This window comes from Pseudomonas sp. CMR5c (genome assembly GCF_003850545.1).
Lineage (GTDB): Bacteria > Pseudomonadota > Gammaproteobacteria > Pseudomonadales > Pseudomonadaceae > Aquipseudomonas > Aquipseudomonas piscis.
Window position 1 is genome coordinate 4,911,866 of the sequence record NZ_CP027705.1, and the last position, 26,214, is coordinate 4,938,079.

The 26,214-nt window shown below is 63.2% G+C and carries 31 protein-coding genes; 17 read left to right on the forward strand and 14 right to left on the reverse strand.

Features of this window, described 5'->3' with window-relative positions; genetic code table 11:
- The first annotated feature begins 12 nt into the window (after window positions 1-12).
- Window positions 13-1,197, forward strand: a complete 1,185-nt coding sequence (locus C4K40_RS22400; RefSeq protein ID WP_022640144.1) for an osmoprotectant NAGGN system M42 family peptidase — start codon at window positions 13-15, stop codon at window positions 1,195-1,197.
- Window positions 1,198-1,282: 85 nt separating this feature from the next.
- Window positions 1,283-1,510, forward strand: coding sequence for a YheU family protein (locus C4K40_RS22405; RefSeq protein ID WP_022640145.1), 228 nt, complete (start codon window positions 1,283-1,285; stop codon window positions 1,508-1,510).
- Window positions 1,511-1,542: 32 nt separating this feature from the next.
- Here C4K40_RS22405 and C4K40_RS22410 read toward each other — a convergent pair whose 3' ends face one another.
- Together C4K40_RS22410 and C4K40_RS22415 are read right to left on the reverse strand one after the other, a co-directional pair.
- Window positions 1,543-1,875: a YnfA family protein gene (locus tag C4K40_RS22410; RefSeq protein WP_053133239.1), complete on the reverse strand. Its 333-nt coding sequence runs from the start codon at window positions 1,873-1,875 to the stop codon at window positions 1,543-1,545.
- A gap of 64 nt (window positions 1,876-1,939) precedes the next feature.
- Entirely contained in the window at window positions 1,940-2,755 is an 816-nt protein-coding gene (locus tag C4K40_RS22415; protein ID WP_022640147.1) for an SDR family oxidoreductase, read from the reverse strand.
- A 252-nt stretch (window positions 2,756-3,007) separates the two neighbouring features.
- On the opposite strand from C4K40_RS22415, the gene C4K40_RS22420 reads away from it, so the two are divergent.
- The gene (locus tag C4K40_RS22420) at window positions 3,008-3,166 is read left to right on the forward strand and encodes a DUF3309 family protein (protein ID WP_172681654.1); all 159 of its coding nucleotides are present in this window, start codon (window positions 3,008-3,010) and stop codon (window positions 3,164-3,166) included.
- Window positions 3,167-3,285: 119 nt separating this feature from the next.
- Here the strand turns inward: C4K40_RS22420 and C4K40_RS22425 are convergent, their stop codons facing one another.
- The 5 genes from C4K40_RS22425 to C4K40_RS22445 all read right to left on the reverse strand — a co-directional run bounded on the left by C4K40_RS22425 (window position 3,286) and on the right by C4K40_RS22445 (window position 9,063).
- Window positions 3,286-5,379, reverse strand: coding sequence for an LTA synthase family protein (locus C4K40_RS22425; RefSeq protein ID WP_053133243.1), 2,094 nt, complete (start codon window positions 5,377-5,379; stop codon window positions 3,286-3,288).
- A 314-nt stretch (window positions 5,380-5,693) separates the two neighbouring features.
- Window positions 5,694-5,885: a PLDc N-terminal domain-containing protein gene (locus C4K40_RS22430; RefSeq protein WP_011062611.1), complete on the reverse strand. Its 192-nt coding sequence runs from the start codon at window positions 5,883-5,885 to the stop codon at window positions 5,694-5,696.
- Between the two features lie 85 nt (window positions 5,886-5,970).
- The gene (locus tag C4K40_RS22435; protein ID WP_022640149.1) at window positions 5,971-6,501 is read right to left on the reverse strand and encodes a hypothetical protein; all 531 of its coding nucleotides are present in this window, start codon (window positions 6,499-6,501) and stop codon (window positions 5,971-5,973) included.
- A gap of 107 nt (window positions 6,502-6,608) precedes the next feature.
- Entirely contained in the window at window positions 6,609-7,127 is a 519-nt protein-coding gene (locus C4K40_RS22440; RefSeq protein ID WP_022640150.1) for an ankyrin repeat domain-containing protein, read from the reverse strand.
- A 97-nt stretch (window positions 7,128-7,224) separates the two neighbouring features.
- The gene (locus C4K40_RS22445) at window positions 7,225-9,063 is read right to left on the reverse strand and encodes a long-chain-acyl-CoA synthetase (RefSeq protein WP_053133246.1); all 1,839 of its coding nucleotides are present in this window, start codon (window positions 9,061-9,063) and stop codon (window positions 7,225-7,227) included.
- 275 nt (window positions 9,064-9,338) lie between these two features.
- Between C4K40_RS22445 and C4K40_RS22450 the strand changes: the two genes are divergently transcribed.
- Window positions 9,339-9,647 (forward strand): hypothetical protein, encoded by a 309-nt coding sequence (locus tag C4K40_RS22450; RefSeq protein WP_124421355.1) that lies wholly within the window; start codon window positions 9,339-9,341, stop codon window positions 9,645-9,647.
- A gap of 92 nt (window positions 9,648-9,739) precedes the next feature.
- Window positions 9,740-10,018 (forward strand): DUF3509 domain-containing protein, encoded by a 279-nt coding sequence (locus C4K40_RS22455; protein WP_022640152.1) that lies wholly within the window; start codon window positions 9,740-9,742, stop codon window positions 10,016-10,018.
- Window positions 10,019-10,087: 69 nt separating this feature from the next.
- On the opposite strand, the gene C4K40_RS22460 is transcribed toward C4K40_RS22455, so the two are convergent.
- The 3 genes from C4K40_RS22460 to aroC all read right to left on the reverse strand — a co-directional run bounded on the left by C4K40_RS22460 (window position 10,088) and on the right by aroC (window position 13,014).
- Window positions 10,088-10,627, reverse strand: a complete 540-nt coding sequence (locus tag C4K40_RS22460; protein WP_053133250.1) for an acireductone dioxygenase — start codon at window positions 10,625-10,627, stop codon at window positions 10,088-10,090.
- A gap of 112 nt (window positions 10,628-10,739) precedes the next feature.
- Window positions 10,740-11,894 (reverse strand): MFS transporter, encoded by a 1,155-nt coding sequence (locus tag C4K40_RS22465; protein WP_164485037.1) that lies wholly within the window; start codon window positions 11,892-11,894, stop codon window positions 10,740-10,742.
- Between the two features lie 28 nt (window positions 11,895-11,922).
- The gene (gene aroC, locus C4K40_RS22470) at window positions 11,923-13,014 is read right to left on the reverse strand and encodes a chorismate synthase (protein ID WP_053133253.1); all 1,092 of its coding nucleotides are present in this window, start codon (window positions 13,012-13,014) and stop codon (window positions 11,923-11,925) included.
- A gap of 191 nt (window positions 13,015-13,205) precedes the next feature.
- Between aroC and C4K40_RS22475 the strand changes: the two genes are divergently transcribed.
- On the forward strand, window positions 13,206-14,159 hold the full coding sequence (locus C4K40_RS22475; protein WP_053133256.1) for an alpha/beta hydrolase: 954 nt from the start codon (window positions 13,206-13,208) through the stop codon (window positions 14,157-14,159).
- A gap of 98 nt (window positions 14,160-14,257) precedes the next feature.
- Window positions 14,258-15,049, forward strand: coding sequence for a hypothetical protein (locus C4K40_RS22480; RefSeq protein ID WP_022640157.1), 792 nt, complete (start codon window positions 14,258-14,260; stop codon window positions 15,047-15,049).
- A 51-nt stretch (window positions 15,050-15,100) separates the two neighbouring features.
- On the opposite strand, the gene prmB is transcribed toward C4K40_RS22480, so the two are convergent.
- Window positions 15,101-16,009: a 50S ribosomal protein L3 N(5)-glutamine methyltransferase gene (gene prmB, locus C4K40_RS22485; RefSeq protein ID WP_022640158.1), complete on the reverse strand. Its 909-nt coding sequence runs from the start codon at window positions 16,007-16,009 to the stop codon at window positions 15,101-15,103.
- A 240-nt stretch (window positions 16,010-16,249) separates the two neighbouring features.
- Here prmB and C4K40_RS22490 point away from each other — a divergent pair, with 240 nt between their 5' ends.
- The 5 genes from C4K40_RS22490 to C4K40_RS22510 all read left to right on the forward strand — a co-directional run bounded on the left by C4K40_RS22490 (window position 16,250) and on the right by C4K40_RS22510 (window position 19,022).
- Window positions 16,250-16,840: a cysteine hydrolase family protein gene (locus C4K40_RS22490; RefSeq protein ID WP_031320281.1), complete on the forward strand. Its 591-nt coding sequence runs from the start codon at window positions 16,250-16,252 to the stop codon at window positions 16,838-16,840.
- 130 nt (window positions 16,841-16,970) lie between these two features.
- A complete protein-coding gene (locus C4K40_RS22495) occupies window positions 16,971-17,291 on the forward strand; it encodes a hypothetical protein (RefSeq protein ID WP_053133259.1) in 321 nt (106 codons plus the stop codon).
- Window positions 17,292-17,367: 76 nt separating this feature from the next.
- Complete coding sequence (locus C4K40_RS22500; protein WP_022640161.1) at window positions 17,368-17,925, forward strand: Smr/MutS family protein; 558 nt, start codon at window positions 17,368-17,370, stop codon at window positions 17,923-17,925.
- Window positions 17,926-18,002: 77 nt separating this feature from the next.
- Window positions 18,003-18,548 (forward strand): GTP cyclohydrolase I FolE, encoded by a 546-nt coding sequence (folE, locus tag C4K40_RS22505; protein ID WP_011062625.1) that lies wholly within the window; start codon window positions 18,003-18,005, stop codon window positions 18,546-18,548.
- A 102-nt stretch (window positions 18,549-18,650) separates the two neighbouring features.
- A complete protein-coding gene (locus C4K40_RS22510) occupies window positions 18,651-19,022 on the forward strand; it encodes a glutathione S-transferase N-terminal domain-containing protein (protein WP_022640162.1) in 372 nt (123 codons plus the stop codon).
- Between the two features lie 46 nt (window positions 19,023-19,068).
- Here the strand turns inward: C4K40_RS22510 and C4K40_RS22515 are convergent, their stop codons facing one another.
- Window positions 19,069-19,671, reverse strand: coding sequence for a glutathione S-transferase family protein (locus C4K40_RS22515; protein WP_022640163.1), 603 nt, complete (start codon window positions 19,669-19,671; stop codon window positions 19,069-19,071).
- 9 nt (window positions 19,672-19,680) lie between these two features.
- A complete protein-coding gene (locus C4K40_RS22520; protein ID WP_022640164.1) occupies window positions 19,681-20,847 on the reverse strand; it encodes a PLP-dependent aminotransferase family protein in 1,167 nt (388 codons plus the stop codon).
- A gap of 82 nt (window positions 20,848-20,929) precedes the next feature.
- Here C4K40_RS22520 and C4K40_RS22525 point away from each other — a divergent pair, with 82 nt between their 5' ends.
- Window positions 20,930-21,373, forward strand: a complete 444-nt coding sequence (locus C4K40_RS22525) for a MarR family winged helix-turn-helix transcriptional regulator (RefSeq protein ID WP_031320282.1) — start codon at window positions 20,930-20,932, stop codon at window positions 21,371-21,373.
- 283 nt (window positions 21,374-21,656) lie between these two features.
- Complete coding sequence (locus C4K40_RS22530; protein ID WP_053133262.1) at window positions 21,657-23,006, forward strand: NCS2 family permease; 1,350 nt, start codon at window positions 21,657-21,659, stop codon at window positions 23,004-23,006.
- A gap of 163 nt (window positions 23,007-23,169) precedes the next feature.
- On the opposite strand, the gene uraH is transcribed toward C4K40_RS22530, so the two are convergent.
- Entirely contained in the window at window positions 23,170-23,523 is a 354-nt protein-coding gene (uraH, locus tag C4K40_RS22535; protein ID WP_053133264.1) for a hydroxyisourate hydrolase, read from the reverse strand.
- A 425-nt stretch (window positions 23,524-23,948) separates the two neighbouring features.
- On the opposite strand from uraH, the gene puuE reads away from it, so the two are divergent.
- The 3 genes from puuE (at window position 23,949) to C4K40_RS22550 (ending at window position 26,186) form a co-directional block, all read left to right on the forward strand.
- Window positions 23,949-24,875: an allantoinase PuuE gene (puuE, locus tag C4K40_RS22540; protein ID WP_022640168.1), complete on the forward strand. Its 927-nt coding sequence runs from the start codon at window positions 23,949-23,951 to the stop codon at window positions 24,873-24,875.
- On the forward strand, window positions 24,872-25,387 hold the full coding sequence (uraD, locus tag C4K40_RS22545) for a 2-oxo-4-hydroxy-4-carboxy-5-ureidoimidazoline decarboxylase (protein ID WP_022640169.1): 516 nt from the start codon (window positions 24,872-24,874) through the stop codon (window positions 25,385-25,387). Before puuE ends, uraD begins: the two co-directional genes overlap by 4 nt.
- 295 nt (window positions 25,388-25,682) lie before the next feature.
- Window positions 25,683-26,186: an ureidoglycolate lyase gene (locus tag C4K40_RS22550; RefSeq protein WP_022640170.1), complete on the forward strand. Its 504-nt coding sequence runs from the start codon at window positions 25,683-25,685 to the stop codon at window positions 26,184-26,186.
- Window positions 26,187-26,214: the final 28 nt, after the last annotated feature.

Genomic DNA, 26,214 nt, shown 5'->3' on the forward strand with positions numbered 1-26,214 from the left:
TCAGGAGTTTCCATGACCCGCAAGATCGCCGAACCGGACCTCGCCTACCTGCAGAAGGTCCTCCTGGAAATGCTCGCCATTCCCAGCCCCACCGGTTTCACCGACACCATCGTGCGCTATGTCGCCGAGCGCCTGGAAGAACTGGGCATTCCCTTCGAACTGACGCGGCGCGGCACCATCCGCGCCACCCTCAAGGGCCAGAAAAACAGCCCCGACCGGGCCGTCTCGGCACACCTGGACACCATCGGCGCCAGCGTCCGTGCGGTGAAGGACAACGGCCGCCTGACCCTGGCGCCCGTGGGCTGCTGGTCCAGCCGCTTCGCCGAGGGCAGCCGGGTCAGCCTGTTCACCGATAACGGCGTGCTGCGCGGCAGCGTGCTGCCGTTGATGGCCTCCGGGCATGCCTTCAACACCGCGGTGGACGAGTTGCCCATCAGCTGGGACCACATCGAGCTGCGCCTGGACGCCTACTGCACCACCCGCGCCGACTGCGAATCCCTGGGCATCGGCGTGGGGGATTTCGTGGCATTCGACCCCCTGCCGGAGTTCACCGAAAGCGGCCATATCAGCGCCCGACACCTGGATGACAAGGCCGGGGTCGCGGCCCTGCTGGCCGCCCTCAAGGCCATCGTCGACAGCGGCGAACCCTTGTCGATCGACTGCCACCCGCTGTTCACCATCACCGAGGAAACCGGTAGCGGCGCTGCCGCAGCCCTGCCCTGGGACGTCAGTGAATTCGTCGGCATCGACATCGCCCCGGTCGCTCCGGGCCAGCACTCCAGCGAGCACGCGGTCAGCGTGGCCATGCAGGACTCCGCCGGGCCCTACGACTACCATCTGTCCCGGCACCTGCTGCGCCTGGCCGGGGAGCATGAGTTGCCGGTACGGCGCGACCTGTTTCGCTACTACTTCAGCGATGCCCATTCGGCGGTCACCGCCGGCCACGATATCCGTACCGCGCTGTTGGCCTTCGGTTGCGACGCCACCCATGGCTACGAACGGACCCATATCGACAGCCTGGCGGCGCTGGCCCGGCTGCTGAGCGCCTACATCCTCAGCCCACCGGTATTCGCCAGCGACGCCCTGCCGGCCCAGGGTTCCCTGGACCGCTTCAGCCATCAGCTCGAGCATGATGCGCAGATGGAAAGCGAGACCCGGGTGCCTTCGGTGGACAGCCTGGTGGGCAATCGCTCCTGAACATGACGGGCAGGTTCGTGCAGATCGTGGTTGGCGGGTGGCTGCCTGGCGCAGTAGCATCCGGGATTGTTTGCCGGAGGTCCCCATGCTGATTCCCCACGACCGCCTTGAAGTCGACACCCTGACCCGCTTGATCGAAGACTTCGTCACCCGCGAGGGCACCGACAACGGTGATGAAACCCCGCTGGAAACCCGGGTCCTGCGGGTCCGCCAAGCCCTGGGCAAGGGTCAGGCGGTGATCGTCTTCGACCCCGACAGCGAGCAGTGCCAGTTGATGCTCAAGCACGATGTGCCCAAGGAACTATTCGACTGAACACGACGCCCGGGCCTGCCCCGGGCATTTTTTCAAGAGGCGCTCAAGCGCGGCCCGAACAGGATCACGCTGGCGCCAATCACGCACAGCGCCAGCCCCAGCCAATCCGACCCCAGGGGACGGACCCGCTCCACCACCGCCAGCCAGCCAATCGACGCGACGATGTAGATGCCTCCATAGGCGGCATAGGCGCGCCCGGCGTAAACCGCCTCGACCTTGGTCAACAACAGGGCGAACAGGGTCAGGCTGACCAGCGCGGGGATGACCCACAGGGCGCTCTTGCCCTGGCGCAACCACATCCAGAAGGCATAGCAGCCGAAGATTTCGAACAGCGCGGCGAAAAAGAACCACAGGTAGTTGAGCATGCAAGGTCTCGTCAGGATTGCCAGATGCCGGCAACCCTAACCAGGCCCAGGCCGACGGGCAAGTTCAGTTGGCGCCTTGCTTGGCCTTGGCGCGCATCTTCTCGGCCATCTGGGTCATTTCGGCGTACAGCGCCTGGGGATTGTGCTGCTTCAGGGTCCAGGCCAGGCGCCCCTGCTCATGGGGCAGGATCATGAACTGGCCGGCCTGCACCTGCTGGTGGATGTAGTCGGCGATCTCGACCGCGCTGATTGGCGAGCTCTCCAGCAACTTGCCCACCTGGGCCTTCATCGCCGGGGTCGGGCCACGGAAGGAGTCCAGCAGGTTGGTCTGGAAGAACGACGGGCAGACCACGTGCACGGCGATCTCCTGCTGCGCCAGCTCGACCAGCAGGCTTTCCGAAAGCGCCACCACGCCAGCCTTGGCCACGTTGTAGTTGCTCATCGCCGGCCCCTGCATCAGCGCGGCCATGGAGGCGATGTTGATGATCTTGCCCTTGCTCTGCTCCAGCAGCGGCAGGAAGGCCTTGCAGCCCTTGACCACGCCCATCAGGTTGATCGCGATCTGCCAGTCCCAGTCCTCCAGGGACAGCTCGCTGAAGAAGCCGCCGGAAGCCACGCCGGCGTTGTTGACGATGATATCGATGCCACCGAACTTGAGCTCGCAGGCCTGGGCGAACGCGGTCAGTTGGCTGTAGTCGCGCACATCGCAGCGCTGCACGAAACCATCGCCACCGGCTTGGCGAACCAGCTTCAGGGTCTCTTGCAAACCCGCCTCGTTGACATCGGACAAGGCCAGCCGCCAGCCCTCGCGCGCCCAGCGCAAAGCGATTTCGCGCCCCAGGCCGGAGCCGGCGCCGGTGATCATCATGCGATTGTGCATAACAGTTGCCTTGTAGGTCCTGGAAAGATGAGCGCAGTGTAGCGAAGGCCCCGGCACGCCCCATGCACCATCAGGGTGCTGAATGGCGCGGGCAAACCCGTGCCTCGGTTCGGCCCTTGGGAGCGACGACGCTGGCCGGCGAAAAACTTTGAATCTTGTGCACCGGCAACGAGTCCGAAACAGTAAGCGGCCCAGTTGCGAGCAAGACAGGTACGCAACCTTAGCCGTTCGACAAATACTTCCTAAAAGGACATCGCTATGGGCACCATCCTGATCATCATCCTGATCCTGCTGCTGATTGGCGGCCTGCCGGTCTTCCCCCACTCCAGAAGCTGGGGCTACGGCCCTTCGGGGGTGATTGGCGTGGTGCTGGTCGTGCTGCTGGTGTTGCTGTTGCTCGGCAGGATCTAGGGCACAAGCCGCTCCGGCAGCTTCGGGCCGGGCAAAAAAACACCCCTGCAAGAGGGGTGCATGGTGACCTGGCCAACCCGGCCGGCGCTCGAAGGCGAGCCGGCCGGGTGCCATGGCGATCAGTCCGGCTTGCCGTTGACCACGCCTGCGGTGTTATCCAGCAGACTCTTGGTCGCGGTTTGCAGGAAAGCTTCGAGCTTGTGCTTCAACTCGTCGGTCCGCGGGGCATCCGGGACGATTTCCGCGTGAGGGTTGGCGCCCAGCTCGTACTGGTACATCCGCGGCGCCATTTCCTTCTCCCGCGGCAGCACCAGGATCTGTCCGGCCGTCACGATGGCCGTGGTCTGCTCGCTGCCCGAAGGCTTGATCACGCCGAAGCCGGTATCGCCTTCCGGCAGGTTGAGCAGGTCACGTCCCCAGCACTGGTGGCGCACCTCGCCACCCAGGCGCCCCATGATGGTCGGCACGATATCGACCTGGGTACCCACGGTGTGGTTGCGCTGGCCGAACTTCTCCTGGATACCCGGGGCGATCATCAGCATCGGCACGTTGAAGCGACCCAAGTCCATTTCGGTGATCTGGCGCTCGTTGCCGAAACCATGGTCGCCCACGATCACGAACAGGGTTTCCTTGAAGTACGGCTCCTTGCGCGCCTTCTCGAAGAACTGGCCCAGGGCCCAGTCGGCGTAGCGCATGGCCGTCAGGTGTTCATTGAGGCTGCCACGATCGGTCACTTTCTCCACCGGCAGTGGCGTCGGCAAGGCGTACGGGGTGTGGTTGGACAGGGTCTGCAGCAAGGCATAGAACGGCTTGCCGTTTTCCCGCGCCTTCAGCTCCTGCAGGCCACGGTCGAACATATCCTGGTCGGACACGCCCCAGGTCGGATCGGAGAACACCGGATCGACGAAGTCGTTGCGACCGACGAAGTTGGTCATGCCCTGGTTGCTGAAGAAGCCCGACTGGTTGTCCCAGGCGAAGTCGCCGTTGTAGACGTAGACATCGTCATACTTGCGCGCACTCAATACTTGCGGCAGGCCGGACAGCTTGTGGCTGCCTTCCGGGGTCTGCATCAGGTATTCGAAACCCGGCAGGTTGGGGAAGCAGGCCATGGTGGCGAACATGCCCTGGTGGGTATGGGTGCCATTGGAGAAGAAGCGATCGAACAACAAGCCTTCCTGGGACAGCTTGTCCAGGTACGGAGTGATGTTACCCGGGCCACCCAGGGCGCCCACCGAGTGACCGGCCATGCTCTCCATGAGGATCACGACCACGTTCTTGATCGGCAGGGTCTTGTCGGCCGGCGGCATGTAGTCACGGCGTACTGCGGCGATATCGCCATCCACCAGCTTGTCGTCCGGCATCAGCAGCAGGTCGCGCACCACTTGCTGCGCCTCGGGCTGGGGCAAGGTGGCCTTCCAGATATTGCTGCGATCCTCGCCCATCCGGCTCTTGGCCGCCTCGATCAGCGACAGGGTACCGTTGAGGCCCAGCTGGTTGGCGAAGTTGGAATCGGTGGTGTAGACGTCACCCCAGCGCATCGGCGGTCCCTGGCGCAGGGTGCCACGAATGGCCACCACGCAAATCACCAGGCAGACCACGAACACCGCCAGGCGCGCGTACCAGGGCGCGATCTGGCGTGCCCCGACGCTGCCGCCGGTGAATGGCCCACGGGGGCGGGTGGCACGATCGGCCCCCTTGAATGCCAGGCTCAGGATCCAGGTGCCCACGACCCAGGCCAAGAGATAGCGCACCACCGGGAAGCCGTACCAGAGCATGCTCATCACGGTCTTCGGGTCTTCCTTGACGTACTGGAACACCAGGCCATTGAGGCGTTGGTGGAACTCGCGATAGAAGTCCATCTCCATCAGGCCGAGGAACAGCGCGATGCTGGAGGTCAGCGTCAGCCAGAAGCGCAGCAGCCCACGGGCAGCCATGGCCCGGGCACTGAACAGCGCCAGCACCAGCGGCGCACTGATGTAGGCCACCAGTCGCAGGTCGAAACGCAGGCCATTGGCAAATGCCTCGAGGAAGGTCGAGGCTGGCGTATCGAGGATCATCTCGCGGTTGTAGACCAGCAGCGCAACGCGCAGCAGGGTGAACATCACCATCATGACCAGCGCACAGAGAAGCGTGTAGGCCAGATGGGATTTGACGGTCGGTTGCAGCAAGCGATTCGGGGATCGCTGCTGGCTCAGGGCATCCGAGTTTGCCATGTCGTTTTAGGACCCATTGGAAGTTTAAGTTGCAAGGATGAAGCGGCGTTCAGCCCTCTTGTTGCCGCCGGGGCGACGGGGAATACGCGGTGCGCAGATGTTGCACGATCACTGGAGGCATTGCCATTGCTTAGTGGCAGGCGTATTCGCCACCCTACCAACGGCTCTGGCGCAATGAATTGCAGGGAGTGACAGCGAAAAAAAACGCTGGCGAATTGTCTTCGAGCGTTTGTGAAAATTTCGTTCAAGGCATGTTTAGTCACACAAAAAAGGGCCTCGCGGCCCTCTCTTGCTGACGCTCGATCCGTTGGCGGTCAGAGGCGCACATTCCCCCGGGGCCCGGCGATGGCCCAGATGATCAGCCCCAGCACTGGCAGCAGGATGATCAGCAGTACCCAGAGAATCTTCATGCCCGTCTCGGCGCCGCTCTTGAGGACGTTGATGATGGCCCAGATATCCAGGGCCAGGATGATCAGGCCGACCAGGCCATTGAAGGTGGAACCCATGGTGTCGCTCCCTAATGATGGTGTGCTTCCTTCTAGGATAGCCGGCCACCATCAGGGTTCCGTGAGATCTCACGACATTGACGAATCAGACGTGCACCGCGACCTTCAGGGCCTCCAGGGCCGGGGCTGCGGCGATACCCACCTCGGCACACAGCTCCAGCACTCGCGGCACATCGTGGCCGTAGACCAGGACCATCTGCAGTTCGTCGTCCAGCAACTGGCTGAAGTTCACCAGCACGTAGCCGCCGTTCTCCGGGTTCATGCTGCCCATCTGGATCTGGATCCGGTTCAGGGCGGTCAAGGCTTCGGTCTTGGCCAGTTGCTTGGGCTTGATATTGAACGACACGTCCTTGCCGAAGGACGCGACGATCTGGCTGAACAGGTCGACGTAGGTATCGGCCTGGAACAACACGGTGTCCGGCAGGCTGCCGACCACCACCCATTCGCCCAGGGAGATGGGGAAGCTGTCGTCATAGTTGATGTCGGGGTTGGCCGTCAGGAACGCCTCGGGATCGGCATAGGCCTGGCTCGCTTCATCGGCGATCCGCTGGATCTCGGCGTCGCCCATGCAGCCGGAGCTGATTCTGGTGATGAGTTCGATAAGGGCGGTCTTCATGGGCGCATCCTGGAGGCAAGGAAATTTCGAGGGCGCGAAGGATAGCCTAAAGTCCGCGGTCGGTCCTGCTGAACGACGAGGGCCCAAGCCCTCGCCGCTCTCGCGCCTCAGGCCAGGAGCTGTTCCAGTTGCGCGGTGGTATCCGCCGCGCCCATGGTCCGGGCAGCCTCCAGGGCACTGACGCCATTGGCATCGCGAACCTTGGGATCGGCGCCTTGGCTGATCAGGTAGGTGACGATCTCGGTGCGATTGAACATCGCCGCCATCATCAGCGCAGTACGGCCGTCGAAAGAGGCGCCCTCGACCTGGGCCCCCCCCTCCACCAGCGCCTTGACCACCGCCAGATCGCCCTTGAAGGCGGCCCCGGCGATCGGGCTCTGGCCGTTGTCGTTGCGGATCTCGGGGTCGGCCTTGTGCTTGAGCAGCACCTGTACCGCCTCCACATGCCCGTAGTACGCGGCCAGCATCAGCAGGGTATCGCCCTTGTGGTTGCGCAGGTTGACCGGCAGGCCACCACCGGCCAGCCGGTCGAGCATCTGGGCATCGCCCTGGCGGGCGACGTTGAACACCTGCTCGACAAACTGGGCGGCCTCGTCTTCGGTCATCTGGCGGCTTTTGTCGGTCATCGGTAACTCCAGGTTCGGCAAATCGGAAAGTCGCTAGTTTCCCCAAGCCGGCCGCAGCCTGTCATCCTCTTTTTCCCAAGGGCCGCCATAGACAGAATCAATAGCGCAGGCGCCCTCCCTGGATGTCGGCGAAGATCTGCGGGGTCAAGCGCACATAGGTGTCCGAACCCGGCAGCCAGGCATAGATCGGATCGTCATCGGTGCGTTCGAGATCGAAGGCCTGCTCCTTCAGGCGGCTCTTCTGGTATTTGAAAGTACCGGTGGTGTCCATCTTCACCTTGATCCGCAGGAACAGCGGCACCGCATAGCCCGGCAGTTGCTGCCGGGCGAACTGCAACAGCGCGCTGAAATCCAGGGTCGCCAGGGACTCCGCCGGGGTGATCGCCACCATCCCCGCACGGCCGTTGGTGTTTTGGATCTCCACGCCATAGGCCACCACCTCGGCGACCTGCGGGTGCCCCAGCAGGATGTTCTCCACCTCGGTGGTGGAGACGTTCTCGCCCTTCCAGCGGAAGGTATCGCCCAAGCGATCGACGAACTGCACATGGCCAAAACCGATATCACGCAGCAGGTCGCCGGTATTGAAGTAGCTGTCGCCCTTCTCGAACACGTCCTTGAGGATCACCTTGAGGTTTTTCTCCGGATCGGTATAGCCATCCAGCGGCGCCTTGTCGTCGATTTTCGCCAGCAGCAGGCCCTGGCCGCCCTTGGCCACCTTCTGCATGAACCCCTGGCTGTTGCGCAGCGGCGCACCGGTGTCGTGGGCGTACTCCACCAAGGCCCAGGGAATCAGGGAGAACCCGACGGTGTTGTCGAAGTTGAGAATGTTGCTGAAGCCGATGTTGCCGTCGCTGGCAGCGTACAGCTCGCAGATATGGCCGACGCCGAAGCGCTGCTTGAATTCACTCCAGACCCCCGGGCGCAGGCCGTTGCCGATCATCTTGAACACCTGGTGGTCGCTGTCGCGTGGCGAACCCGGCTGGTCGATCAGGTAGCGGCACAACTCGCCGACATAACCTATGGCGGTCGCCTGGAAGCGCCGGGCATCGTCCCAGAACTGGCTGGCGCTGAACTTGCGGCGGATGGCGAACCCCGAGGCCCCGGTGATGGCCGAGCCCCAGCACACGCACAAGCCGGTGGCGTGATACAGCGGCAAGGTGCAATACAGCACATCCTCAGGCTGCATATCCAGGGCGATGGTGCCGAAGCCGGCACTGGTGCGCATCCAGCGCCCGTGCTTGAAGATGCCTGCCTTGGGCAAGCCGGTGGTGCCGGAGGTATAGATGTAGAAGCAAGGGTCATCGAGGAAGATGCGCTGGGTCTGGGCCAGGTTGTCCCCCGGGTAACCGGCACTCTCGGCCATCAGGTTGACCAGCCCTTCGGGAGTGGCTCCGGGATCGGCCAGGGTATCCTGGTCGGCGACGTACCAGGTGCGCCGCGGCTCGATTCCGACCTGGTCGCGCACCGCCGAATAGGCCGCCAGCAACTCGGCGCCGACCATGATCGCCACCGGCTTGACCAGGTTCAGGCTGTGCACCAGCACCCCCTGGGTCTGCGCGGTGTTGACCATGGCGCAGATCCCGCCGAGCTTGGCCACCGCCAGTACGGTGACCAGCAGTTCCGGACGGTTTTCGATGAAGACCGCCAGCACATCGCCCTTGCCGATGCCTCGCTCCTGCAGGTAGGCCGCGATGCGGTTGGCCCACTGGTTGACCTGGGTGTAGCTCAGGACCCGGTTGCCATACAGCAATGCCGGCCCCTGGGGATTGCGCCTGGTCGCTTGCTCGAAGCTCCAGCCCAGGCCGCAGGGCTGGTCCGCCTTCTCGATGTTCCCGGCCCTGATACCGCGCACCACCCGTGGCAGCGCCCGGGCAATGGACGGCACCTTACGCAGCATCATGCCCCAGGTGATCATGTCGCTCTTTTGCTTGTTCATGGTGGCTCCGGCTCGACGACAAAGGTCTGTGCCCGGACCTGGCCGGCCGGGCGCTGGCAACGGATGACGTGCTGGGCTCAACCGGGATTGGCGACCCGGGATCGGAGCACCGGCAGGCGACGCAGGCCGCAGCTGCTGGAAAGGAACGACGGATGAGTCGGGGAGAGTGCGGCAGGCAGCGCCGCCGAGGGTATGCGCAGATCGTTCATGAAGGGCGTCCTATATTCTTATTATCCTTCTGGCGAGGTCACCAGGACCGCGCCGCAACACATTCCATGTCGCTGCAAGCCCCTGCCCAGCGCTGGCGCAAGACCAGTGCAGCAAGGGCTGACGAGCTGGAAAATACGTCAGCCCTCGCGAAGCTGTACACGGGGTTTTTGCAAAGTTTTGTATCTCCAGCGCCGCCCTTTGATGGCACTTCATGGCCCTGGATCGGCATTGAATTTTCTTGCCGGCCCGATGGTCACAATGATCAAGGCCACCATGCGCCCTGCCCCGCCACAACCTGCAAAATGCAGGATGCACGATGGCGATTCATGCAATTTGCACGAATTCTTTTTTCAGGTGATTTTATAAGTAATTGATATATAAGGATTTTTATAAAATCCAATACTGGCACAATCGCTGCACCTATCACTCCATGCTTGCCCTTCAAGAACTAACGGAGCTGATAGACATGAGCCTGATCCAAGAAAAGTTTTCCTCCCTGTTCTCCAACTTCGAAGTGACCACCCTGGCGCGCCCCGATGGAGGCATCCTGCTCACCCTGCGCAATAGCGAGGGCAAGGAGTTCAAGCGTTCGATTTCCTACGCCCAACTGCACGCCGCAGACCAGTTGTCGTGGGTCATCAGTGCCATCCGCCGCGACCTGGCCGAGCAGGCCAGCGAGCTGCCACAGATTTCCCTGTTGCAGAGCCAGAACCGCTTCGCCCTGCCGACTTACCACTCCCTGTAAGTCGCTGCCCATCCAGCTGCTCGGGCCGGCCCCACCTTGCGTGGCGCCGGCCCGAGTGCATTTGCCAGGTCAGTCGTCCAGGCGTGGGAAAACACTGGCGATCGCGTCACCGGTGATCTTGGCGGCTTGGGTCGCGGTCTTGCCGCCGAACAAGCGGATGGCCACCAGGTCCGGCTGCTCGCCCATATCGAACCAGTGGGCGGTGCCTGCCGGCAGCGAGACCAGCTCATGCCGTTCGCATACCAGGCCATACACGTAGTCGTCGATGTGCAGGTAGAGCAGCCCGCGCCCAGCCAGCAACAGCAACGCTGCGTCGTCATCCAAGCGCTGCTCCTCGGGCAAGCTGCCGTCGATGTCCGCATAGCTGCCCTTGCGGCTGAGCACTTCCAGCGAGGCATGGCCGCGCTGGCTCATCAGCGGATCGAGTTGGGCCTGGCAAGCGGCCAGGACCTGCTCCTGGCTGGCGCCGGGTTCGATCCGGGTAGCGTGCGGCCAGCGCTCGATGGCGATGCCCTGCTCGGCCAGGGTGGCGGCGATATCCTCGAAATGGGTCAGGACCTTGTTCGGCAGGTCCGGGCTGGAGAAGTGATAGACGGACAGGCTGCTCATAGTGGTGACTCCTGGAGTTTGATGGGGCCGTTCGGACACAACGCCGGCGCCTTCGTCGAAGGAGCTTTGGCAGGGTCGCTGGCCACGACAGGCAACAGTGCGAGAAACAGGCTCAGGGCCTCTGCTCTTGCATGCGGGTGGCAATGATAACGGCTGCGGCCAGGGCTGCGACGCTGGCAATACTAAAGGTCAATGTCGCGCCCAGGGCGTTCCAGCTGTAGCCGGCGTAGAGCGCTCCGAGAGCGCCGCCGGTGCCCGCCAGGGCTGCGTACAACGCCTGGCCCTGGCCTTGCTGGCGCGCCCCGAAGCTGCGTTGGACGAAATGAATGGAGGCCGCGTGGAAGCTGCCGAAGGTCGCGGCGTGCAGCACCTGGGCCAACAGCAGCACCCAGAGGAACTCCGCCAGGCTGCCCAGCAGCAACCAGCGCAGGGCCGCCAGCAGGAAGCTGGCCAGCAACACCCGGCGTACGGAGAACCGCGCCAGGATCCGGCTCATGGCCAGGAACATCAGCACCTCGGCCACCACCCCAAGGGCCCAGAGCATGCCAATCAGCCCACGGCTGTAGCCCAGGCGCTCCAGGTGCAAGGTCAGGAAGGTGTAGTAAGGACCGTGGCTCAGTTGCATGAGCGCCACGCACAAGTAGAAGGCCAGCACCCCGGGGGCTCGCACCTGCCGGAGAAATCCCTCCCCCGCCAGCCGCTGGCCCTGGGCCAGCGGCTGGGCATTGGGCACCCACAGGCTGCTGAGGACGATCCCCGCCATGATCACCACCAAGGTGACCGGGTAGATATCCAGGCTCAGCCATTCGAACAAGCGCCCCAGGACCACCACCGTGAGAATGAAACCGATGGACCCCCAGAGGCGGACCTGGCTATAGCGCGAGGCCTGCCCCTGCAAGTGGGCCAGGGTGATGACCTCGAACTGCGGCAGCACCGCGTGCCAGAAGAAGGCGTGCAGGGCCATGACCATCGCCAGCCAGGCGTAGCTCTGGTCGATGAAGATCAGGGAAAAACAGCCCAGGGTGCAGATCGCGCCGAAACGCACGATGGCCAGGCGCCGGCCGGTGTAGTCGCCGAGCCAGCCCCAGAGGTTCGGCGCCACGCACCGCATGAGCATGGGGATGGCCACCAGCTCGCCGATCCGCGCGCTGGAAAACCCCAGGTGGTCGAAGTACAGCGCCAGGAACGGCGCGGTCGAACCCAGTAGCGCGAAATAGAACAGGTAGAAGCTGGAAAGCCGCCAGTACGGCAATGCCGCCACGGTCATCCGACCGTGGCGACCGGCAGCGCCGGCATCAACGCTGGCCCAGGACCGGCGTACCGACGCGCACGTCGGCGTTCTGGGCGCGATGACGCAGCAGATGGTCCATCAGCACGATGGCCATCATCGCCTCGGCGATCGGCGTGGCGCGGATGCCCACGCATGGGTCGTGGCGCCCCTTGGTAATCACGTCCACCGGGTTGCCGTCGACATCGATGGAGCGCCCCGCAGTGGTGATGCTGGAGGTCGGCTTGAGGGCCAGGTGGGCAATGATCGGCTGGCCCGAGGAGATGCCACCGAGGATGCCGCCGGCGTTGTTGCTGAGGAAACCTTCCGGCGTCAGCTCGTCCCGGTGTTCCGTGCCACGCTGGGACACCGAGGCGAAACCGGCGCCGATTTCCACGCCCTTGACGGCGTTGATGCTCATCAGCGCATGGGCCAGTTCGGCATCCAGGCGATCGAAGATCGGTTCGCCCAACCCTGGCATCACGCCTTCGGCGACCACCGTGATCTTCGCGCCCACGGAATCCTGGTCACGGCGCAGTTGGTCCATGTAGGCCTCCAGCTCCGGCACCTTGTCCGGGTCGGGGCTGAAGAAGGCGTTGTCCTCTACGCAGTCCCAGGTCTTGAACGGGATTTCGATCGGGCCCAGCTGGCTCATGTAGCCCCGCACCACGATGCCCTGGCTGGCCAGGTATTTCTTGGCGATGGCACCGGCCGCCACGCGCATGGCGGTTTCCCGCGCCGAGCTGCGGCCACCGCCACGGTAGTCGCGAATGCCGTACTTGTGGTGGTAGGTGTAGTCGGCGTGGGCCGGGCGGAACAGATCCTTGATCGCCGAGTAGTCCTTGGACTTCTGGTCGGTATTACGGATCAGCAGGCCGATGGAGCAGCCGGTGGTCTTGCCCTCGAAGACTCCGGAGAGGATCTCGACCTCGTCGGGCTCCTGGCGCTGGGTGGTGTGGCGGCTGGTGCCGGGCTTGCGCCGGTCCAGGTCGCGCTGCAGGTCTTGCAGGGACAGCTCGAGGCCCGGCGGGCAGCCGTCGACAATGGCGACCAACGCCGGGCCATGGCTTTCGCCGGCGGTGGTGACAGTGAACAGCTTGCCGTAGGTATTGCCGGACATGCGGGGCGCTCCGTGAAATCAGCGGGAATGACTCAATCTGGACCAGGTCCCGTTACGGTTTGTCGATCCTCCATCGACCCACGGCAACAGCTCCCGGCAGCACGGCAGTATACGCAGGCTACCCAAGTAGTTCATCCTCGAACCTTCGACCCTTGCCCGAGTCCAACGGGCACCTTTTCCATGATGGCGTGATGATGCTGCGAGTTCTTCTGCTGAGTCTGTTCCTGTTCACCGGCCTGGCCCAGGCCACCGTTCTGCAACGTCCCATCAGCCTGGATACCGGCCATGGCGAGCTGTACGGCACGCTGCTGCTGCCCAAATCCGCGCAGCCCGTGCCGGTCGTGCTGATCATTTCCGGCTCCGGCCCTACCGATCGCGACGGCAACAACCCCGACGGCGGGCGCAATGACAACCTCAAGCGCCTGGCCTGGGTGCTGGCCCGGCACAACATCGCCAGCGTGCGCTACGACAAGCGCGGGGTGGCCGCCAGCCTCGCCGCCACCCCGGACGAACGCAACCTGACCCTGGAGGCCTACGTGGCCGACGCCGTCGCCTGGGGCAACAAGCTCAAGGCCGACCCGCGCCTGGGCCAATTGGTGGTACTGGGCCACAGCGAGGGGGCGCTGATCGCCAGCCTCGCCGCGCCGCAAGTGGATGCCGCCGGGGTGATCTCCATCGCCGGCACCGCCCGGCCGGTAGACCAAGTCCTGCGCCAGCAATTGAGCTACCGCCTGCCCCCGGGCTTGATGGTGCGGGCCAACGAACTGCTGGACAGTCTCAAGGCCGGCAAGGTCGACAGCGATGTGCCCGCAGCCTTGCAGGTGATCTTCCGTCCCAGCGTACAGCCTTACCTGATCACGCTGTTCCGCGAGGATCCGGCCGCTGCGTTCGCCCGCCTGAAGATGCCGGCGCTGATCGTCCAGGGCAGCAACGACATCCAGGTCAGCGTCGATGATGCCAAGGTGCTCAAGGCCGCCAAACCCGATGCCCGGCTGGCGCTGATCGAGGGCATGAACCATGTGATGCGCATCGTGCCCAACGACCTGCAGCGCCAGCTGGCCTCCTACAAGGACCCGCAACTGCCCCTGGCGGCACAGCTGGGCAGTGCCATCACCGACTTTATTGACGGACTTCACACCCGTTAGCCTGTTTTAACCCTCCAGTCCTGGAAAAAACGGCCGATAAGCCTTTGCCGGCCGTTCGATTGCTGTCGGCGCACAGCGATTGGACAGGACTTGCCGTTATGACTGATACCCAGAATTCACCTGCCGCCGAGCAGGAAACCGTCGCCCCGGAGCCGGCAGCGCGCCCCTGGGCGGACGTTCAGGTCGAGCACCGCAAGATGCTGCGCCTGGCTCCCCTGCAAACCGATCGCGCCACCGGCTCACGTCCCCTGCGTTTCATCGAGTTCGGCTACGCCGAGCGCAGCAACAAGCAATACAGCCTGCTGCGCCTGAACGTCAGCCTGCCCGGGCAACGGGTGCGCAAGGAACAGAACCACCTGGATGTGTGGGTCGAGCACGACACTCGCCGAGTCTGCTTCGAGCCCGAGGGCGGCCTGCAGATCGAACCCTTGAACCGTGGAATTGGCCGCTTCCTGCTGGCCCAGGCCGCACAGTGGGCACAGAAGAAATGGCCGCACTACCGGGTCGACGGCTTCGACCTGGCGAACAAGGACGCCCTGAACGAAGACACCCGCCTGCGCCGCGACCATGTGCTGCGCATGCAGGGTTTCGACGTGGCCTACGCCGATGCCCAGCACCTCAAGGGCAGCGTCAAGGACGTCCAGGTCGGTGAGCTGCTGAGCCAGTGGAACACCGAGAAACTGCAGTTCGTGGAGATACTGGAAGCCGCGCAGATGCTCCAGCAGGCCGAACAGAACCTGGAGGAGCTGGAAGGCAAGCTGCGCAAGCAGGATGAGAAAGTCACCAAGTACAAGCGTGAAGATGCCGGCTTGCGCTTCACCATCACCTGCCTGGTGGCCTTCGCCGTGTTCCAGGCCGGGTTGCTGATCTGGATCGCGACTCACCGCTGAGCCGCATCCCCTTGCCGCCAGGGCCCGCATTGCGCGGGCCGGCGGCCCCCTTCAGAGACGAGAAGCGAAGAGTGCCTGGTGCTGACGGCATTGTTCGGCGGTGAGCATGAACACGCCATGGCCACCGTTCTCGAAGTCCAGCCAGGCGAAATCCACCTCCGGATACAACGCCTCGACGTGCACCTGACTGTTGCCTACCTCGACGATCAGCAGGCCCTTTTCGGTCAAGTGCCCGGCCGCTTCGGCCAGCATGCGCCGCACCAGGTTCAGGCCATCTTCGCCACAAGCCAGGCCCAGCTCGGGCTCGTGCTGGTATTCCTCGGGCATGTCGGCGAAATCCTCGGCGTCGACATAGGGCGGGTTGGACACGATCAGGTCGAAGCGCTGGCCTGGCAGGCCATCGAAACCATCGCCCTGCACGGTGAAGACCCGCTCTTCGACGCCGTGACGCTCGATGTTCTGGTTGGCCACTTCCAGGGCCTCGAAGGACAGGTCCGCGAGCACCACCTCGGCATCACGGAACTCGTAGGCACAGGCGATGCCGATGCAGCCGGAGCCGGTGCACAGGTCGAGGATGCGGGCCGGCTCGTTGGCCAGCCAGGGCTCGAAGCGCTTCTCGATCAGTTCGCCAATGGGCGAGCGGGGAACCAGCACACGCTCGTCGACCATGAATGGCAGGCCGCAGAACCAAGCCTCGCCCAGCAGGTAGGCCACGGGGACCCGGTCTTCGATGCGGCGCTTGAGCAAGTGCTGCAAGTGGACCAGCTCGTTGTCTTCCAACGCGCAGTCCAGATAGCTATCGGCAATTTCCCAGGGCAGATGCAGGGCACCCAGTACCAGTTGGCGCGCCTCGTCCCAGGCATTGTCGGTGCCATGGCCGAAGAACAGATTCTCCCCATGAAAGCGGCTGACAGCCCAGCGGATATGGTCACGCAAGGTGCGTAGACGGGAAGTGATCACGGAACAGACTCCTGACAAAACGACCGACGATTCTAACAGCCAAAGCCGTTGTCGACTAAGCGTGAAAACCATTGCCGCGCAATCGACCGGCGAGCGCCCTGGCTCCTCTCGAAGGGCGTTCGACGATAGCTCTTGACATGGCTGCAGGCCAGCAACGGCGCCCCTTACGTTAGTAGCGATTCACAGAAGCGCTCCGCCAGAGGACAATGTCGCAAACGCCCCACTCACAGGAGCCCCAGAATGTCCGTTCCAAAGACGATGTTTCAACTCAGCGGTCGTGGTTATGCGGCGGCCAATTTGAGCCACGCGACCCTTGTGATCATCGACGCCCAGAAAGAGTACCTCAGCGGCCCCCTGGCCCTGTCCGGCATGGACGCGGCAGTGGCCAACATCCGCCAGCTGCTGAGCGCCGCCCGGGCAGCCGGCCGGCCCATCGTGCATGTCCGCCACCTCGGCACCGTCGGCGGCCTGTTCGACCCCCAGGGCGAACGCGGCGAATTCATTCCCGGCCTCGAACCCCAGGGTGACGAGACCATCATCGGCAAGCTGTTGCCCAGCGCCTTCCACGGCACCGAACTGGAAAAGCGCCTGCAGGACCTGGGCTCCCTGGACCTGATCGTGGCCGGTTTCATGAGCCACTCCAGCGTCAGCACCACCGTCCGCGCGGCGAAGAACCTGGGCTTTCGCTGCACCCTGGTGGAAGATGCCTGCGCCACCCGCGACCTGCCCTACAAGGACGGCATCCTCAGCGCTGCACACGTCCAGCAGACCGAAATGGCGATCATGGCCGATAACTTCGCCACCCTGGCCTCGACCGCAAGCCTGATCTGACCGCCCTCCGATGAGCGGCTGGCGGGCCGCTCATCCATGAATGCCACGCATTTGCAGCAATTACCCGAGCCTCAGGAACCACCCGATCAACTTCCGGTCGAAGGGCCGATACCCACTGAGGAAGGTCGGAATGAAGATATCCGATGGTTTTGACGCACGCCGGTTGCGGCCCAAGAGCCCGCGCAACTGGCGCTTGCGCTTGGGAGCGGCATTCTCCGCATTGCTGGCGACCTGCGGCGTGCTGCTAGCCATGGCCGGTATCGCCAGCCTGCTGGGGCGCGCGCCGGCGCTGGGCGAACTCAACGCCCAACCGCTGGGATCGACGGTGGTTCTGCTGATCGGCCTGGTACTGCTGTATGCCGGCGTACGCCTGTGGCGACGTTGCCGACGGCGCATGCGCCAGCCGCTGGCGCTGAACATGGCCCCGCACCTGATGAAAAAACACGACTGAAACGGCCCACGGCGCGATTTACGCGCCTGAAGGCGTACCGACTTGGGTAAACTAGCCGCCCTTCGCGGAGGCTGACATGCAAGACGACGACTTTTCCCTGTTCAAGAACGAAATGCGCGGCATCAAGCCGATCAAGCATGACCGTGCCGAAACAGGCAAACCCAAGACCGACCGGGCGCAGATCGCCAAGCTGCGCCAGGCTGCCACCGTACGCAGCGAAACCACCACGGTGGACGGCTTGTCCGACCAGTTCGTCATCGACGTGGGGCCGGAAGACGAGCTGATGTGGGCCCGCGATGGGGTCCAGGACAGCCAGATGCGCAAGCTGAAGATCGGCCAGATCCCCTTCGAAGGCAGCCTCGACCTGCACGGCATGACCGTGGAGAAAGCCCGGGAAACCCTCTGGGCGTTCCTCGCCGAAGCCACCAGGTTCGAAATCCGCTGTGTCCGGGTTACCCACGGCAAGGCCGTGCGCCTGGACGGCAAGCGGCCGATGATCAAGAGCCACGTCAACACCTGGCTGCGCCAGCATCCGCAGGTGCTGGGCTTCGCTTCCTGCCAGGCCAGGCATGGCGGCACCGGCGCGCTGTATGTGATGCTCAAGCGCACCATGATGGAAGGCCGCGACGAATAAAGCGCCTGCATCGAGCTTGCAGCGCCGTGCCGGCCACCGTACCCTTGCCCTTTGCGTAAAATCCCACAGGTAGTTTCATGTCCCTGGAACAGAATTACACCGCGATCCTCGGCCAATTGGGCGAGGACGTCTCCCGCGAGGGCCTGCTCGACACGCCCAAGCGCGCCGCCAAAGCCATGCAGTACCTTTGCCGCGGTTATGCACAAACCCTGGAAGAGGTCACCAACGGTGCCTTGTTCAGCTCCGACAACAGCGAAATGGTACTGGTCAAGGACATCGAGCTCTACTCGCTGTGCGAACACCACCTGCTGCCTTTCATCGGCAAGGCCCACGTGGCCTACATTCCCAGCGGCAAGGTCCTGGGGCTGTCGAAGGTCGCGCGCATCGTCGACATGTATGCCCGGCGCCTGCAGATCCAGGAAAACCTCAGCCGGCAGATCGCCGACGCCGTCCAGCAAGTGACCGGTGCCCTGGGCGTGGCCGTGGTGATCGAGGCCAAGCACATGTGCATGATGATGCGCGGCGTGGAGAAGCAGAACTCGTCGATGATCACTTCGGTGATGCTCGGTGAATTCCGCGAGAATGCCGCGACCCGCAGCGAGTTCCTCAGCCTGATCAAGTGACAGGCGGGAAATGAAAAAACCGGCGTCGATCGCCGGTTTTTTTTCGCCTGGCAAAAATCGGTTAAGCTGCCGCCCCTTCATCCATGGGCAAGAGGCAACACCGTGATCGTCAAAGCACTGCGAGTCGGCCTGGGCCAACTCATCATTTTCATCGACTTCATCACCCGCCCACGCAAGCAGCAGCGCAGCGCTGCCGCCCAGGCCCAGGTCGAGCAGACCGCCCAGGGCCTGGCGCTATACCAGTTCCACGCCTGCCCCTTCTGCGTGAAGACCCGTCGCACCCTGCACCGCCTGAACGTGCCGGTGGCACTGCGCGACGCCAAGAACAACCCACAGGACCGCCAGGCCCTGCTGGAACAAGGCGGCAAGATCAAGGTGCCGTGCCTGCGCATCGAAGAGAACGGGCAGACCACCTGGATGTACGAATCCAAGGTGATCATCGACTACCTGAACCAGCGTTTTTCCGCAGTCTGAACAACCTGCCGCGAAGGTCCGGTGCCCGTCAGGCGCCGGCCGCCGCTCAATCGAACATCGCCACATGTCGCGGATGGCTCGCCACCCGCTGCATCCAGGCCTGGATCCCAGGATAGCCGGCCAGGTCGAAACCACCCTCATGGGCCACATGGGTGTAGGCATACAGCGCGATGTCGGCAATGGAGTAATGCTCGCCCACCAGGTACGGCGTGCGACTCAGTTGTTTCTCCATCACATCCAGCGCCTTGTAGCCACGCTTGTGCAGCTTCAGATATTCCTCCCGGCGCTCCTCGGGCAAGCCCTCGTAGGCTTTTATGAAACGCGCCACGGCAATGTACGGCTCGTGGCTGTATTGTTCGAAGAACTGCCATTGCAGGACCTGGGTCCGTAGCCGCGGCTCGCTGGGCAGGAACTCACTGCCATCGGCAAGGAAGTTGAGGATCGCGTTGGACTCCCACAGGCAAGTGCCGTCCTCGAGTTCCAGGACCGGGATCTTGCCGTTGGGGTTCTTCGCCAGGAATGCCTCGGTCTGGGTATCCCCGCCAAGGATATCCACCGCCTGCCATTCATAAGGCAGACCCAACAGGTTGAGCATCAGCTTGATCTTGTAGCAGTTGCCTGAACGGTAATCGCCATAAACCTTGTACATGGCCCTCCCCTAGGCTGCCTGTGCAGCCTGTGCTTGACGTATCACGGTGGCCAGCCGCTTGAGGCCCTCGTCCAGCCGCGCCGGATCGATGTGGCTGAAATTCAACCGAAGATGCCCGTGGTTGTGGTCCGGTTCGCTAAAGAACGGCTCACCGGGCATGAAGGCGACGTCGCGTTCCAACGCCGCCTTCAGCAAAGTGCGGGTGTCGAGGGGCTGTTTCAAGCTCAGCCAGAAAAACAATCCGCCCGCGGGCACCTGCCAGTACGCCAAGTCGCTGAAGTGAGCCTGCAAGGCCGCCTCGAAAGCATCACGACGCTGGCGGTAGTAGCTGCGCAGATCCTGCAGATGCTGCTGGAACCGGTCGCTGCCGATCCACTGCATGGCCTGCCACTGGCCGAAACGGTTGGTGTGCAGATCCGCCGACTGCTTGAGCCGCAGCAGGTGCGGGAACAGGTCCGGGCTGGCGATCAGGTAGCCGACCCGCAAGCCGGGCAGCAAGGTTTTGGATACCGTGCCGCTGTAGATCCAGCTGGCCTTGTTCAAGCGCCCGGCAATGGGCCTGGCGCTGCCGCCGTCGAAGGTCAGCTCGCGATAGGGCTCGTCCTCGACCAGGGTGACTTCGAATTCGTCCAGCAAAGCCGCCACCGCATCGCGCTTGGCTTCGCTGTAGCGCACGGCCGAGGGGTTCTGGAAGGTCGGGATCAGGTAGGCGAAGGCTGGGCGCTGCTGTTCCAGGCGCTGGCGCATCTGCACCAGGTCCGGGCCATCTTCCTGCAGGGGCACGGTCAGGCACTGGGCACCGAACAGCTGGAAGATCTGCAAGGCTGCCAGGTAGGTCGGGGCTTCCAGCATGATCTGGGTGCCCTTGTCGATGTACAGCTTGGCCGCCAGGTCGAGGGTCTGCTGGGAGCCGCTGACCACCAGGACCTGGCTCGCCGTACAAGGCAGGCCGAGCTGGCGAGCCTGTTCAGCCAGGACCTCGCGCAGCTGCGGCTCCCCCTCGCTCATGCCGTACTGGCCCATGGTGGTGGGCATGTCCTGCCACTGCACCTTGGGCAACATCGCCTCGGCGGGCAGGCCTCCAGCGAACGACATCACTTCCGGACGCTGGGCCGCGGCGAGGATTTCACGAATCAGGGAGCTTTTGAGGCGCGATACACGTTCGGAGAAGGCCATGGAGTCACCGCTAGCGAAGGGCTGGGAAAATACGTCAAACTGCTTGACCTAAAATTACGCCGACTCTCGCAGATACGTCAATATGCTTGACCTTAAACAGCAATCCTCGCAGCAGATCGCCATGGAAGCCTTCTTCTTCGGCTACCAGGCCTTCACTGCCAAGGCCGACGAAATGCTCGAACGTCGCGGCCTGAGCCGCGTCCATCAACGCATCGTGTTTTTCATCGCTCGCTACCCCGAGTTGAGCGTGAAGGAGTTGCTGGCCCTGCTGGGAGTCAGCAAGCAAGCCTTGAACACTCCCCTGCGCCAACTGTTGGAAATGCACCTGGTGAACAGCGTCACGCCAGCCTGCGATAAGCGCAAACGCCTGCTGCAACTGACCGCCGAAGGCGTGCGCTTCGAACAATCCTTGCGCCGCGAGCAGGTCAAGTTGCTGCAACGGGCCTTTGCCGAAGCGGGTGAAGATGCGGTCAATGGCTGGCTGGCGGTCAACCAGGCCCTGGCCGGCAAACCGGCCGACGCCTGACTTCCCGGGCGGGCATCAGCTCCCGGTACCCGCCTCCTGCCATCTCCCCGTCTTGAGCCCCGATTGCCTGCAAGCTCGATATAGCCGTGCCTGGCAGAGCTTTCGCACACAAGTCCAAAAACATTATTTGCATTCTTTGTATACAAAAGCATAATCGCCAACTGTGAGTTCTTGACCCAAGGGTCAACTAAGCCCACGCGCCTGACCTGCCTCAAAGAGCCGCTGCCCACCCTCGCGTGCCCGGTTCTGGAAAAAACAATAAAACTCTTGAGGAGTACTCGCTGTGGAAAGCCGAAAATCCGAAGCCTCTCCGCTCAACCTCTCGTCATCGCCGAACAGCGGCTGGCTGGAGCGCATCTTCAAACTCAAGTTGCATGGCACCACGGTGAAGACCGAGCTGATCGCCGGCATGACGACCTTCATCACCATGGCCTACATCATCTTCGTCAACCCGAACATCATGGCCGACGCCGGTATCGACCACGGCGCCGCCTTCGTCGCCACCTGCATCTCCGCGGCCCTGGGCTGCCTGTTGATGGGCTTGTACGCCAACTGGCCAGTGGGCCTGGCACCTGGCATGGGGCTCAACGCCTTCTTCACCTACACCGTTGTCGGCACCATGGGTTACCAGTGGGAAACCGCCCTCGGCGCGGTCTTCGTCTCCGGCGTGCTGTTCATGATCCTGACCCTGTCGCGGGTCCGCGAGTGGCTGCTCAACAGCATTCCGGCCAGCCTGCGCTTCGCCATGGGCGCCGGGGTCGGGCTGTTCCTCGGCCTGATCGGCCTCAAGACCTCCGGGATCATCGTCGACAGCCCGGCGACCCTGATCAAGCTCGGCTCCCTGCGCGAGCCGGGGCCGCTGCTGGCTGCGGTGTGCTTCCTGATGATCGCCGTGCTCAGCTATCGCCGGGTGTTCGGCGCGATCCTGATCAGCATCATCGCCGTGACCCTGGCCGGCTGGGGCCTGGGCCTGGTGCACTACAACGGCATCCTCTCCCCGCCGCCAAGCCTGGCGCCGACCTGGATGGCCATGGATGTCGCCGGGGTGTTCAACGTCAGCATGATCAGCGTGGTCCTGGCGTTCCTGTTCGTGCACATGTTCGATACCGCCGGCACCCTGATGGGCGTGGCCCAGCGCGCCGGCCTGGTGAACCCTGACGGACGGATCGAGAACCTGTCCCGGGCGCTCAAGGCCGACAGCGCCTCCAGCGTGTTCGGCGCGATGGTCGGTGTGCCACCGGTCACCAGCTATGTGGAAAGCGCCGCAGGCGTGGCCGCCGGTGGCCGTACCGGCCTGACCGCCATCACCGTGGGCGTGCTGTTCGTGGCGGCGATGTTCTTCGCCCCGCTGGCCGGGATGATCCCCGCCTACGCCACCGCTGGCGCGCTGATTTACGTGGCGATGCTGATGATGGGCGGCATGGCCCATATCGACTGGGAAGAAGCCACTGACAGCATTCCGGCGATCGTCACGGCGATCATGATGCCCCTGACCTTTTCCGTCGCCGACGGGATCGCCCTGGGTTTCATCACCTACGTGGTGCTCAAGGCCGGTACCGGCAGGCACAAGGAAATCTCCATCAGTCTGTACGTGCTGTGTGCGATCTTCATCGCCAAGTTCGTGTTCCTGTAGTTCTCGGCCCTTGTCGCCAAGCCCCGTCCAGTCGGATGGGGCTTTTTCATGGGCGCCCCGGCAACACACCGGCCCGCCCTGGTCGCGGGCAAAAAAAAGCCCGCAGTGTGGGGCGGGCAAGGACCAAAGAAAGCTATTTGCGCAGGATTCTTGGGGGAAAGTCCTAGCTTCCTCGATAGGTCGAATAGCTGTAGGGCGAAATCAGCAGCGGCACGTGGTAGTGATCCTGCTCGGCGCTGATGCCGAAACGCAGCACCACCACATCGAGGAATGCCGGCTCCGGCAACTGCACACCGTGGGCGCGGTAGTAATCGCCGGCGTGGAAGTGCAACTGGTAGACGCCGCTGCGGTACTCATCGCCTTGCAGCAGCGGTGCGTCGCAGCGCCCGTCGCTGTTGGTGACGGCGGTGGCGACCGGTTCCAACTGCGCCCCTTCGACCCGATACAGCTCGATCTTGATGGCGCTGCCAGGGCAGCCGTGTGCGGCATCCAAAACGTGTGTAGTCAAACGTCCCATTGATTCTGCGTGCCTGTTGCGATCGAGCTTCAGGCCTCGCGCCTCCCGGAGTCAGTGAAAGAAAGGGCGGCCATGATCGGCGGCTGGGCAACGAGCATGGCGAGGCCACGATTAAGACACTTTTATCTAAAATTGTACACAATAATAATTGCACTCATCGTCCACTCCAAGGCTACTGCCGGTCGACCGCCGATCAAGACCAAAAGCACGCCGCCTGGCGACTTGCGATTCATAAGCTGACCACTTGGGCAGATTTCTTGCAGGGAGATTGTGCAGCAACAAAAGGGTAAATTTGCAAAAAAACGGGCTTACAAACCGATTATAAACTTGTATACAATCAAGCCATCGCAGTGACGCTCACCTGGCTCTTCCCGGTTTCAGGTCCCGCCACGCCACAGTTACCACGAACAATAAGGAAGACTGCAGTGAGCGCTGACTACCCTCGCGACCTGATCGGTTACGGCTCCAACCCTCCTCACCCTCACTGGCCAGGCAATGCCCGCGTCGCCCTGTCCTTCGTGCTCAACTACGAAGAAGGCGGCGAGCGCAACATCCTTCATGGCGACAAGGAGTCCGAAGCCTTCCTCTCGGAAATGGTCGCCGCGCAGCCCCTGCAAGGCGAGCGCAACATGAGCATGGAATCGCTGTACGAATATGGCAGCCGTGCCGGCGTCTGGCGGATCCTCAAGCTGTTCAAGGAATTCGATATCCCGCTGACCATCTTCGCCGTGGCCATGGCCGCCCAGCGCCATCCGGACGTGATCCGCGCCATGGTCGAGGCCGGCCACGAGATCTGCAGCCACGGCTACCGCTGGATCGACTACCAGTACATGGATGAGGCCCAGGAACGCGAGCACATGCTCGAAGCGATCCGCATCCTCACCGAGATCACCGGCGAACGCCCCCTGGGCTGGTACACCGGGCGCACCGGCCCGAACACCCGGCGCCTGGTGATGGAGGAAGGCGGCTTCCTCTACGACAGCGACACCTACGACGACGACCTGCCCTACTGGGAACCCAACAACCCCACCGGCAAGCCGCACCTGGTGATCCCCTACACCCTGGACACCAACGATATGCGCTTCACCCAGGTGCAGGGTTTCAACAAGGGCGATGACTTCTTCCACTACCTCAAGGACGCCTTCGACGTCTTGTATGCCGAGGGTGCAGACGCACCGAAGATGCTCTCCATCGGCCTGCACTGTCGCCTGGTTGGACGTCCGGCACGCCTGGCCGCCCTCAAGCGCTTCATCGAGTACGTCAAGGGCCACGAACAGGTGTGGTTCACTCGGCGGGTGGATATCGCCCGTCACTGGCAGCAAGTCCACCCTTGCCAGGGAGCGGCGAAATGACCGCATTCCAGACCCTCAAGCCCTCGACCCTGGACCGCACAGGCTTCATCGAGGCCTTCGCCGACATCTACGAGCATTCCCCATGGGTGGCCGAAAAGGCCCATGACCTGGGCCTGGACGCCTCCATCGACCAGATCGAGGGGCTGCACCAGCGCATGAGCGACATCCTCCTCAGCGCCGACCACGCCCGCCAACTGGCGCTGATCAACGCCCACCCGGACCTCGCCGGCAAGGCCGCGATCCAGGGTGAACTGACCGCGGCCAGCACCAACGAGCAGGCCGGCGCCGGCATCCATCAGTGCACCGCCGAGGAGTTCCAGCGCTTCACCGAACTGAACGATGCCTACAAGGCCAAGTTCCAGTTTCCCTTCATCATGGCGGTGAAGGGCAGCAACCGGCACCAGATCCTCGCCGCCTTCGAAACCCGCATCCACAACTCGGTGGACACCGAGTTCAAGTGCGCCCTGGCGGAAATCAACAAGATCGCCCTGTTCCGCTTGCAGACGCTGTAGCCAGTGGTCGAGGCAGGCCCGGCCTGCCGCGGCAAAACCACCGATAAAGGCTGACAAGAACAATGAACAACCACGCCATATCCTGCCCGCAGCCCGCCACCCGCAAGGGTGCATGCCCGGCTGTCCGGAGCCTCGCCGAACCTCGGGGCCCGCACCTTCGCATCCAGCCGCACCGATTCCCGGACACGAGCCGCGAACAGCCCTGGGCATCCGCCAGGGATGCAGGCTGAAACCGCTCGGTGAGCAGCGCCGGACATGGCCAACAGCAACCCATAGAGAATTCAAGAAGAACAGCATGCGCACATTGACCATTGAGCCCCTGAGCAAAGAAGCCTTCGCCCCTTTCGGAGACGTGATCGAAACCGACGGCAGCGACCACTTCATGATCAACAACGGTTCGACCATGCGCTTCCACCGCCTGGCGACGGTCGAGACCGCCCAGCCGGAGGACCGGGCGATCATCAGCATCTTCCGCGCCGACGCGCTGGAGATGCCGCTCACCATCCGCATGCTGGAACGTCATCCGCTGGGCAGCCAGGCTTTCATCCCGCTGCTCGGCAACCCCTTTCTGATCGTGGTCGCGCCACTTGGCGATGCACCTGTATCAGGTCTCGTCCGCGCCTTTGTCAGTAATGGCAGGCAGGGCATCAACTACCATCGCGGCGTCTGGCACCACCCGGTGCTGACGATCGAAAAGCGGGATGACTTCCTGGTGGTCGATCGCAGTGGTTCTGGCAACAACTGCGATGAGCATTTCTTCAAAGAGGATGAGCGTTTGATCCTCGCCCCCCACCAATAAGAGAAGGCCTGATCCCCCGACAACAAGG